A 12611-nucleotide genomic window follows, 5' to 3' on the forward strand; every position below is an offset into this window, starting at 1 on the left:
GCTTTAAAAATCGGACTTATTATTCGACAATTATCAAACAATCTACCAATTAAGCTTCTTCGTCTTCTTTACGACGACGGCCTGCAAGACCAAGACCAAGTAATGCACTTGCGGCTGCTGCTACCATAGCTACAGTAGAATCTGCTGTACCTGTATTTGGCAATTCTTTAGCCACTGTACGTGTATTTGCTTGTGCTGATGCTGTTTGACTAGCATTTGCTGCTGCTTGAGTTGTAGTTGGTGTTTGAGCATCTTGGTCATTAGCTGGAGTTGCATGATTAATTGCTGAAGCAACTTTCGCCATGAAGTCTTCGATACGTTTCACCATTGCATCCACTTCTGCTTGACTTGCTTTTGCATTGGCAAATACATCTTTAGCTTCTGCAAGTAAAGTTTGAGCTTCTTTTGCTTGTGCAACATCTAATTTATCTAATTGAGAAGCGATTAAACTATCCAAGTTATGAATTTCTGATTCTAATTTAGATTTATCTACTTTAGCATCAGTATTTCCTGCATTACCATCATATTGTGGTACATAAGGACGTTGTTTGAATGCATCATCTCTTGAAATTGCTAATACTTTACCATCTTTTGTTACGATAGTTACATTTCCAGCTTTATCAATGTTAACTGCTAAATCAGTCTTACCATCTTTCGTAACTTTCATATTACCATCTTTGTCGATTATAATTTTCACTTTAGAATCTTTAGATGTGTAAACTGTATTTCCTTGTTCGTCTGTTTCTTTCGTGAACTCATCAAGATTGAATGCATCTTTAGAATTAATCGCACCTAACATCATGAATTGGAATTTCGCTTTTTCTTCTGGAGTAATATTAGCAAGATCTGTTACCTCTACTTTACTCAAGTCGATATCAAGATTATCTCCACCATGTTTAGATTTAGAAACAGCTTCTTTATCTTTCACTAGTTGTTCTTTAGAAATTGTTGCTGTAGAACCATCTGGCATTGTTACTGTTGCGTTTCCTTTGTTGTCCACTACTACAGTTGCGCCTGGATTTACTGCTTCAATGGCTTTCTTAACAGCTTCTTTTTCAGCGTCTGTTAAGTTTTCTTTATCTCCAACTAATGTACGGATAGCTGGTGTTTTCACTTTAGCGTTTGTAGCTTCATCAGCTAATTTTTCAGCTGGGATTACTAAGTCTAAAGCTGGAATGTTAAGAACTGTTCCATCAGCTTTCGTTACTGTTGCGTTTCCTTTGTCATCTACTACTACAGTTGAACCTGGGTTGACTGCTTGAACTTTAGCGATGATTTCATCTTGCTCATCTGTCGTTAATGAGTCTGGATTTGCTACTACAGTCTTCGCTGCTGGCGTGTTTGCATCGTTACCACCATTAGGTTTGTTAGCATCGTCTTCGACTTTAACTAAGTCTGTTGATGGGATAACTGAAACATTACCATCTTTCACTACAGTTGCATTTCCTTTATCATCTACTACTACAGTTGCGCCTGGATTTGCTGCTTTAACTTTGTCTTCGATTGCTTTCTTCTCAGCGTCAGTTAATTGTTCTGGATTTGCTACTTTTGTCTTAGAAGCTGGTGTAACTGCATTGTCTTTCGCTTTTCCATCGTTCACATCTTTTTCAGATTTTGTTAAATCTGATGCTGGGATGACTGCTGTCTTACCATTTTCTAATGTTACTGTTGCGTTTCCTTTTTCGTCTACTACTACAGTTGAACCTGGGTTGACTGCTTTAACTTTAGCTACGATTGCATCTTTCTCATCTTGTGTCAATGAGTCTGGATTTGCTACTTTTGTCTTAGAAGCTGGTTTAACAATTTCATTTCCTGCTTTTGGTGCATTTTCTGCATCTGCATTCTTAGTTAAGTCTGCCGCTGGAATTACCGCTGTCTTACCGTTTTCTAATGTAACTGTTGCATTTCCTTTGTCGTCTACTACTACAGTTGAACCTGGATTTACTGCTTTAACTTTAGCCGCAATTGCATCTTTCTCATCTTGTGTCAATGAGTCTGGATTTGCTACTACAGTCTTATCTGCTGGTTTAACGATGTCGTTTCCTGCTTTTGGTTCTTTAGCTTGTGCTTCTGTCTTCGTTAAGTCTGCTGCTGGAATCACAACTGGTTTTCCATCTTTAGGTGTTACTGTTGCATTTCCTTTATCATCTACTACAACTTTAGCTTCTGGATTTAAGGCTGTAAGTTTGTCTGTGATTGCTTGTTTCTCATCATCAGTAAGTTTTGTTGAATCTTTTACTAAAGTTTTATCCGCTGGTTTAACTACGTTGTTACCTGCATTTGGTTTAGCTGCATCTTCTGCTGACTTAGTTAAGTCTGCTGCTGGAATTACTGCTGTCTTACCATTTACTGTTACTGTTGCGTTTCCTTTATCATCCACTACAACTTCAGCACCTGGGTTGACTGCTTTAACTTTAGCCGCAATTGCATCTTTTTCATCTTGTGTTAATGAGTCTGGATTTGCCACTACAGTCTTATCTGCTGGTGTGTTTACATCATTTCCTGCGTTTGGTTTAGCTGCATCTTCTGCTGACTTAGTTAAGTCTGCCGCTGAAATTACCGCTGTCTTACCATTTACTGTTACTGTTGCGTTTCCTTTGTCGTCTACTACAACTTCAGCACCTGGGTTGACTGCTTCTACAGCTTTCTTAACAGCTTCTTTCTCTGCATCTGTAAGTTGTTCTGGATTTGCTACCACAGTCTTATCTGCTGGTTTAACTACGTCGTTTCCTGCGTTTGGCTCTTTAGCTTGCGCTTCTGTCTTAGTTAAGTCTGCCGCTGGAATTACCGCTGTCTTACCATCTTTCGTAGTTACTGTTGCATTTCCTTTATCGTCTACTACTACAGTTGAACCTGGATTTACTGCTTCTACAGCTTTCTTAACAGCTTCTTTCTCTGCATCTGTAAGTTGTTCTGGGTTCGCTACTACAGCCTTATCAGCTGGTTTGTTCACATTGTTTCCTGCTTCTGGTTTAGCTGCATCTGATTCTGTTTTCACTAAATCTTTCGCTGGAATTGTTGCTACTGCTCCATCTTTCGTAGTTACTGTTGCATTTCCGAATTTATCAAACACTACTTTAGCTTCTGGATTCACTTCTTGAATTTTCTTAGTGATAGCTTCTTGATCCGCATCTGTTAAAGTATCTGGATCTTTTACAACGACTTTATCAGCTGGTGTATTCACTTTATTTCCTGCATTTGGTTTAATTGCATCTTCTGGTGATTTCACTAAATCAGTTGCTGGAATTGTTGCTGATTTACCATCTTTCAATGTAACGGTTGCATTTCCTTTGTCATCCACAAATACTGCTTTAGCAGCTGGGTTAACTGCTTTCACTTTAGCTTCGATTGCTTTTTTCTCTTCTGAAGATAGAGCTTCTGGATTTGCTACTACAGTCTTATCAGCTGGTTTGTTAATATTGTTTCCAGCTTTTTCGTTAGCAGTTTCTGCTTCAGTTTTCACTAAATCATCTTTTGGAATAACTACAGTCTTACCATCTTTAGTTGTAACTGTTGCATTACCTTTATCATCTACGAATACAGTTGTTCCATCTGCTGGTGGGTTAACAGCTCTTACTTTAGCTTCGATTTCTTTCTTCTCTTCTAGAGTTAATGAATCTGGATTTTTCACTAAAGTTTTGTCCGCTGGTTTCTTAACTGCATCTTGTTTAGCTGGATCTAGTAAATCTGCTTTTGGTTTAACTAAGTCAGATACTGGAATTGTTGCAATATTACCTTCTTTAGTCTTAACTGTAGCATTTCCTTTGTCGTCAAATACTACTTCAGCATCTGGATTTACTTCTTTGATTTTCTTCTCGATTTCTTCAACTTCTTTAGCAGTTAATTTAGCTGGATCTTTCACTAATACTTTATCTGCTGGAGTGTTTACCTTGTTACCAGCATTTGCTGTATTCTTATCAGCTTCTGTCTTCACTAAATCATTTACTGGAATTGTTGCAGTTTGTCCATCTTTCGTTGTAACTGTTGCATTTCCTTTGTCATCTACGAATACTGTTGAGCCTGGGTTAACTGCTGCAACTCTGTCTTTGATAGCTTTGATGTCTTCAGGAGTTAAGTGTTCTTTATCTGCCACTAACTCTCTATCAGCTGGTTTGTTAATTACGTTACCTGCTTTTGGATCAGTTAACACTTCATCTGCAGTTTTCACTAAATCATCCGCTGGAATTACCGCTGTTTTTCCTTCTGGAGTTGTTACTGTTGCATTTCCTTTTTCATCAACTACTACAGTTGCGCCTGGGTTAACTTCTTGAACCTTAGCTTTAATTGCTTCTTTTTCAGGACCTGTTAAAGCATCTTTATCTGCAACTACTGTTTGATCGATAGGTTTCTTAATTGCATCTTGTTTAGCGGCATTTTCTAAGTCTTCTTTAGCATTTGATTTCACTAAATCTGAAGCTGGAATTGTTGCTGTAGTCTTAGTTCCATCTGGATTTGTTACAGTTACTGTCGCATTTCCTTTGTCGTCTACTACTACGGTTGCACCTGGATTTACTGATTCTACAGCTTTTTGAATAGCATCTTTAACATCTTTTGGTAATGTTGCAGTTGGATCATTCAATACTGCTGGATCCACAAGTGCTTTTTCAGCTGGAGTATTTACTTTGTTTCCTGCTAATGGAGTTTCTTTAGCTGCTGGATCTTTCAATAAGTCTTCAACTGGAATTGTTGCTGTCTTACCGTCTGGTGTTGTTACTGTTGCGTTTCCTTTTTCATCTACGAATACAGTTGCACCTGGATTTACTGATTCTACAGCTTTTTGAATTTTAGCTTTAACTTCGTCTTTCTTATCTCCAGTTAAATCTGCTGGTGTTGCTGAAACTTTATCCGCTGGTTTGTTGATGTTGTTTCCTGCGTTTGCGCCTTCAGCTTCTTTTGCAATTTTCACTAAGTCTGATGCTGGAATTACTTCAGTTTTACCGTCTGGTGTTGTGACTGTTGCATTTCCTTTTTCATCTACAACTACTGTTGTGTTTTCTGGATTTACTTTTGCTACAGCTGCTTTGATTGCATCTTTTTCAGTATCTGTTAATTTAGCTGGATTCTTAACAAGTGTTTTATCAGCTGGTTTCTTAACCGCATCTTGTTTAGCTGGATCTGTTAAGTCATTATTTGTTTTCACTAAGTCTGATGCTGGAATTGTTGCTACAGCTCCGTCTTTCGTTGTTACTGTTGCATTTCCTTTTTCGTCAAATACTACTTTTGCATCTGGATTTACTGCTTTAATTTTTTCAGCAATTTTTTCCTTATCTTCAGTTGTTAATTCAGCTGGATTTGCTACTACTACTTTATCTGCTGGTGTATTTACTTTATTTCCACCATTTACTTCATCTTTAGCAGTTGGAGTTTTTACTAAATCTTCAACAGGAATTGTCGCTGTTTTTCCATCTGGAGTAGATACTGTTGCATTTCCTTTGTCATCAACAAATACTTTTGTTCCTTCTGGATTTACTTTAAGAATTGCTTCTTTAATTTTATCTTTATCAGCTTGTTGTAAATTATCTTTATTAGCAGTTACTTTATCCGCTGGTTTATTTACATTATTACCTGCTTTAGTATTTTCTGCATCAGCTGCTGTTTTCACTAAATCAGCTACTGGAATTGTTGCTGTTTTACCATCTGGTGTTGTCACTGTTGCATTACCATTTGCATCAACTACTACTGTTGCATCTGGATTTACTGCTTTAACTTTTTCTTCAATAGCTTTTTTGGCAGCTTCATCAATATTCGTTGGATCTGTTACTAATACTCTATCCGCTGGTTTATTGATGTTATTTCCTGCTTTTGCAGTTTCTTTATCTGCTTCTTTTCTTACTAAGTCAGCTTTAGGAATAACTACAGTTTTACCTTCTGGTGTTGTGACTGTCGCATTTCCTTTATCGTCAACTACTACAGTTGAATCTGGATTTACTGCTTCAACTGCTGCTTTAATCGCATCTTTAGCCGTTTGAGGTAATGTTGCGTCTGCATTATCTACCAACTCTGGATCAACTACTACTTTATCTGCTGGTTTGTTGACAGCATCTTGTTTCGTTGGATCTGCTAATTCAGTTTTAGCTTTCACTAAATCTGTTGCTGGAATTGTCGCTACAACGCCATCTTTATTCGTCACGGTAGCATTTCCGTTAGTATCAAATACTACTTCAGCACCTGGGTTTACTTTAAGGATTTCAGCTTTAATCTTTTCTTTATCTGTATCGTTTAATGCAGTTGGGTTTTCTACTACTACTCTATCTGCTGGTGTATTTACTTGATTACCACCACTTACATTTTCTTTATCAGATGAAGTTTTCACTAAATCAGGTACTGGAATTGTCGCTGTTCTTCCTTCTGGTGTTGTTACAGTCGCATTTCCTTTATCGTCAACGACAACTGTTGCACCTGGGTTTACGGCTTCAACTGCTGCTTTAATTCTAGCAAGTTCAGGTTCTGTTAATTCAGCTTTATCTGCTACTTGTACTTTATCTGCTGGATTGTTGATATTGTTACCAGCTTTTGCAGTTGATGTCTCATTAGGTTTTTTAATTAAATCATCTGCATCGATTACTGCTGTTTTTCCTTCTGGTGTTGTTACAATTGCATTTCCTTTATCATCTACAACTACAACTGCACCTGGGTTTACGGCTTCAACTTTTGCCTTAATCGCGTCTTTTACTTTAGTACGTTCTTCTGGGCTTAATGTTGCCATATCAGCTACAACAGTTTGAGCATTCGGTTTATTGATATCATCTCCACCGTTTACTTTCTGAGTATCTTCTGGTGTCTTAAACAAGTCTGCTGCTGGAATTGTCGCAATTGTTCCATCTTTAAGAACTACTGTTGCATTACCTTCAGCATCATATTTAACTGTAGCATCTGCACCATTTAACTTTTTCAGTTTTTCAGTTGCTTTTGCTTGATCAGCTGGATCTGTTGCATTACCAACTACTTTGTCTGCTGGTTTAAGAATTCCTGCATTACCTGAACCATCTTTTGCTGCATCAGCTAATGTACGTACTAATTCTTTCGCTGGGAAACCTGCTGTATGTCCATCTGGTGTTGAAACTGTTACTGTTCCTGCATCATCAATTGATACTACAGCATTAGGGTTAACCTCACGAACTGCTTTTTTGATTTTTTCTTTATCTTCAGCAGTTAACTGATCAGGGTTATTAACAATTACTTTATCTGTTGGACGGTTAATATTATTTCCTCCACCAGTTGTTTCTAAAGCACTCGCATCTTTTGTTAAGTCAACTTGTTTTAATGTTTCTGTTTTACCATTTGGTAATCTAACACTAGCGCTTCCATCTTGATTTACAGTTACAGTTGCGCCTGGGTTTACGGCTTCAATAGCTTTTTTAAGTTTTTCTTGTTCGTCAGAATCTAAATTAGTTGGATTTTTCGCAACTAATTTATTTCCTGGTAAACGTGCAGAGTTAATAGCAGCAATTGCAGTTACAGCTGCTTTTTTAACTTGATCAACATTGGCATTTTTCTTAGCACCATTAATTGCTTCTTCTGATGCTTTTTTAATTTCATCTACTTCATCTTGAAGTTTTTTCTTAGCTTCTGGTGATAATGTAGTATCGTCTTGGATTGATTGCTTTTTAGCTTCTGCGGCATTTGTCACAGCTGTATTAGCTTCTGGTTTTTTCGCTGGATCTTTTATTAAAGCTGTAATTGCATCTGCTCCATCAGTACCTGCTGTATTGATTTCACCTTGAATTGTTCCAGCTTCTGCTTCTGTATCTGCATTATTTTTCTTAGCATTAATTTCAGCTTTTTTAGTATCCGCAATTTTCTTAGCTTTATCTTTAACTTCTTTTTTCTCTTCATCAGTTAAGTCAGTACGATCATCGATTTCTTTTTCTTTTGCTTTTAATGCTTCATCGATTTTATCTAATGCTGCTTGTTTACCGATTGGATTAATTTTAGCGATTGCATCCGTACCATCAGTTTTTCCAGTATCAACTGCTGTTTGTGCTGTTGTTGCTTCTGCTGGAGTTGGTGCAGTATCTGGTTGTTCATTGATTTTAGCAATTGCTTTATCCGCTTCTACTTTAGCAGCTGCTTTTGCATCTTCTTTTTCTTTTTGTGTTAAATCTTCACGCGCATCAAGTGCATCATTCTTAGCTTTTAATGCATCTGTAACAGCTTGTTTAGCTTTTTCTTTCGCTACTGGGTTTACCTTCGCTACAGCATCAGTACCGTCAGTTTTAGCGCCGTCTACTGCTGTTTTGTTTGTAGCTTCATCAATTTTACCTAATGCTGCTGTTTTATCTTCGTTTACTTTAGCAATAGCTTTATCTTTTTCAGCTTGTGATAAGTTAGCGTTGTCAGTAATAGCTTTGATTTTATTATCAGCTTCAGTCGTTACTGCATCAATAGCTGGTTGTTTGTCTAAAGTTACAAACTCTGATAATGGTCTTGTGTCCTTTGAATCATCTGTATATGTTACTACAAGATTTCCTCTATCATCTTTTGTTACTGAAGCAATTTTAGCATCTTTATCTGTAACTGGAGCATCTTTTGAGATGTTTGCATCATCATTATTCTGATTGTACTCAATTTGTAGTTTTTCTTTGATTTTAGCTAACTCATCTTCTGTTACGTTAGCTGGGTCTGTTACAGCTACTTTTTCAGTTGGAGCTTTAATATCGTACTTATCCGTTTGAGATTTAACGATGAATTCAACATACCCAAGTTTTCTTCGACGAAGTGCATAGTCATTCTCAACATTATAGGCTTCATTTGCTGGCATAGATTTAACACCGTCATTATCTTTAGCCTCGATAAAACTTGTCCACTTGTTTGGAGCTTTAAGGTTTGTAACACCTGTCATCTTGATTGTCGCTGTTCGCTTATCAGCAGATACCATTCCGTCACCAGATGCTACAGCACTATCAGTTACCTTTCCTATGGTAAAACCATAACCACTAGCGTTATCCCTTTCATCTAAACCTTTATTTCGTAGGTATAAATCTTTAACTGTTGCATCGTCTGAAGCTTTGAATGTTAAGTCAGTTTTTTCACCTGTATAAATGTAGATTTGACGTTTGTCTGGATTTGAATATGGAAGTTCAACTGTTGGAGCTAGGTTTTCACGAACGATTACTTTATGTATGTATTCATCAGATTCTTTCCCTTGGCTATCTACTGTTTTATAGACAACGGTGTGTTCGCCTGCTTCTGAAGTATCCACTTCTCTAGCACTTGTGTTTCCATCTACCGAGATTACTCTTGCATGCCCCTTATCGCCTAATGTGGCATCCTTATCATCTTCATGGTCAGTCACTTTTACTAAAGATAAAAGATTTAGTCGAGAGTTTGTAAGAACTGTTGTTGTGTCCTCTCCACTTACTGAAGCTACAACTGGTTTTTCATTCGTAACTGGTGTTGATACTTTACCTGCTTTACTACTATGTGTTCCGTCATTATTATGACTGATAATTTTTACTACACCTTCTTTGATGTTTTTCTTCATTTCAAGTGTAATAGTATTGTAGAATTCGCCTTTAGTAACTGATTTAATCGCTACTTTATCTACATCCTTGGCAGCTACTTTAATCCCAAGATTTTCTGCTACTTCTTTATCACGTTGAATATCAATTTGAACTTCTTTTCCAGTTTCTTTATCGTGATACCAGAAGTATGAAATCCCTGCATCATGCGGTACTTCTAATACTACTTCTTTACTTCCTGCTACCACACTTGCTTTATCTTTTGAAGCTTCTGATGGTAATACTTTTGATGCACCAATAGATACATAAGTGTTTGTTGAAGCTGTTTCAATGCCATCTTTAGTTTCGAAGACTTTTACTGGGTTTTTAGGTGCGAAGAAGTTTTGTGCTTTAGCATTTCCTCCAACTGGTACGTTACTGTTTAACCCATTTTCAAGTGTTGCAGTCCAATTCCCTGAAGCATCTACAGGAATATCAGTAATTTCTTTCAATAATTTACCATTTTCAGCATTTTCTACCTGAATCGTAATTTTTGAACCTGGTGTCCCTGTTCCTGTAATTGTTTTATCAGTTGATAATATAGATCTTTCACGTGGACCTCCTGAAGCTGGTTGTGGCATATTTACAGTCGGTGCATCTCCACTCTTAATTAACGTTCCTTTTGGAATTGTATCTGTTGAACCGTCTTTATAAGTTACAACAAGATCGCTACCAGAGTCAGTGACAGTGTCAACTACTGTATTAGTATCAGCTACTTCTGTACCTTTTAAGCTAGTAAGACGAGCATCTGTACTTGTTTTTGAATATTCAACTTTTAAAGCATTTTTAATTCCCGCTAAATCTGCTTCTGTCAATTGCTTTGGATTAGCAACAAGAACTTTGTCTGTATTCGTTAATTCTTTTGGTTGGTATTTATATGTTTGAGATTTAACAACCATTTTGAAATAACCGTAGGCTTCTGAACCGTTACCTTTTTCTATCTTTCCACCTGCTTCATCAACGATATTAAGATATCTTTCTCCTAATACTGCATTTTGATTTTCTTGTTTTGTATAAGAGCTAAGTTTCTTAAACGTATCATTTGGTTTCCCAGTAATTCTAAGTTTTATTGGACCTTCTGTCGGCTCTAAAGTCGAATAATACGTCCAACCAAATCCATCTAGTTCTTCTCGTTCGGGAGAAGTATATATACTTCTCCTATTTAAATATTGGCCACTCGCACCTCTAACCATTGCTAAAGTGATTTTACCCGCTGTTGAATTTACATCGATACTAATATCTGCATCTTCTTCGTTATATAGATAGATTTCTTTTTTAGCATCATCAGAAAACTCCATAGTATAACTAATGTTTCCTACTTTGTTTGTTGTTGCTTCATGCGTCGTAGCAGTTGCTTCTGTTCTAAACACATTATCTTTATCCAATGCTTTCCCATTACGTGAATCATGAGAACCTGTGTTTTCGATTGAGTTAGAGTCAGATTTTTTCTCTGTGTTTTCTGCTTTTTTACCGACAGTTTCTTTTCCGTTAGTAGTGTCTACTGCTGGAGTTTCTTTTTTCTCTGTTGGTTTATTTTTTAACCCTGAATTAACAGTCATTACAAGTTTGTTATAAGCCTTTGTCAATTCATCTTGAGTCGTTGCAGAAGCGAGTATAGACTCAGCAGAAGTCAATTCACCTGTCAAAAGAGCAAGACTCTCCTCAGTTTTATTAGCATACTTACCTGCAGCAAGTTTTGACTTAACTTCTGAAATGTAGTTTTCAAGTTGCTTTTTGTTCAAAGCGGGAGTTACTGCTTCTTCTGCTTTAGCAGTAGACTCTTCTGTAATTGGTTGTGCTACTGGAGTACTTTCTGCTGAAATTGGTTTGTCTTCAGAGGCTGGCGCTGGAGCTTCTACAGATGGTGTATCTTGTTTGCTTAGCTCATTAGCTGATACAGCTCCATTACCTAAGAACATGAAAAGAGCAGCGACTGCTACACTGGCCGCTCCAAAGCTATATTTACGAATCGAGTAACGCGTGACCTTTTCACGACGTAGACGCTCAGCACGACTCATAGAATTTTTGTTGTCCATTAATTTGGATCTCCTTTTTGAAATATATTTTGGATTTTCACATAAAACTAGCCGTTTCTTAAGCAACGGCTAGTTATTATAGTTAATGTGAATCCTTGCATTGACTATTTTACTTTATTTTTAATATATATGCAACTAATTTGATTTTAAATTTTCGCAAAAAAAAAAGCCTTTTGGGAAAGTAAACAATTTTCAGAAAATTGCTTTTTGTATTTTTTACACTTTTTTTAAATAAATATATGCAATATTATCCAGTTAATCATATGAAAAAGTTTGATGTCATTCGGAAAGATAGCGTATACATTTTTGGATTTTAGTAAAATAAATAAGTTTGATATATAAAAATAGATATTCTTTCTCACAAAAAAGAAATCATTCGGAAAAATTATTAAAACAAAACATGCTATCTAGTTCGATAACATGTTCATCTCTATTTTACAACAAGGCCTCAAACTCAGTGACAGTCATACTCAACTGCTGGCTAGCAACTTCAGAAGGCAAAAGACCTTGGCGAACGAGATTTACTAGACCTACTTTTAATCTCTCTTAGATACCCTCTGCTCGTCCTCGTTCAAGACCACGCTCTAAACCTTTTTCAAGACCCTCAGCTCGCCCACGTTCAAGGCCTCGTTCTAATCCTCTTTCTTCAGCTTGTTCCAAGGCATAGTCTTGTGCTAACAAGGCTTGTTCTTCACGCATACGTAGTTGGCTAAACATCTTCCTATCCTCCTCGGACCAGCTCTTGTAGTCTAGCAGTTGGTCTGCCTGGCTGATGGCTCGCTCAGGTTGTTGGGTAAAGGGTTTATTCCCGAAAAACTCCAACCATGGCTTGCGAACCTCGTCTTTGCTGGTTTCTCTGTATTTTTTGAGTTCTTATTTGTGATGTTCTTTCAATAGTTCTTCAAACTCAGAGACAGTCATACCTAACTGCTGGCTGGCAACCTCGGAAGTCAGAAGACCTTGACGGACTAGATTTAGTAGCATAGACAAACTTCCTTCAACTTTCCCACGCTCCAGTCCCTGTTCAATGCCCTCTGCACGACCACGTTCTAATCCTTGTTCAATCCCTTGTTCG

2 protein-coding genes and 1 pseudogene are annotated in these 12611 nt (G+C 37.2%); all 3 read right to left on the reverse strand.

Annotated features, from left to right (window positions below; genetic code table 11):
• Positions 1–49 precede the first annotated feature (49 nt).
• Positions 50–11536: a YSIRK signal domain/LPXTG anchor domain surface protein gene (locus tag SK642_RS09175; RefSeq protein ID WP_033684490.1), complete on the reverse strand. Its 11487-nt coding sequence runs from the start codon at positions 11534–11536 to the stop codon at positions 50–52.
• Between the two features lie 435 nt (positions 11537–11971).
• Positions 11972–12409, reverse strand: a pseudogene (locus SK642_RS11025) (hypothetical protein); the annotation flags it as partial.
• On the reverse strand, positions 12410–12611 hold a 202-nt coding region (locus SK642_RS09185), incomplete at its 5' end, for a hypothetical protein (RefSeq protein ID WP_033684491.1).

Source organism: Streptococcus mitis, from assembly GCF_000722705.1.
GTDB lineage: Bacteria > Bacillota > Bacilli > Lactobacillales > Streptococcaceae > Streptococcus > Streptococcus mitis_P.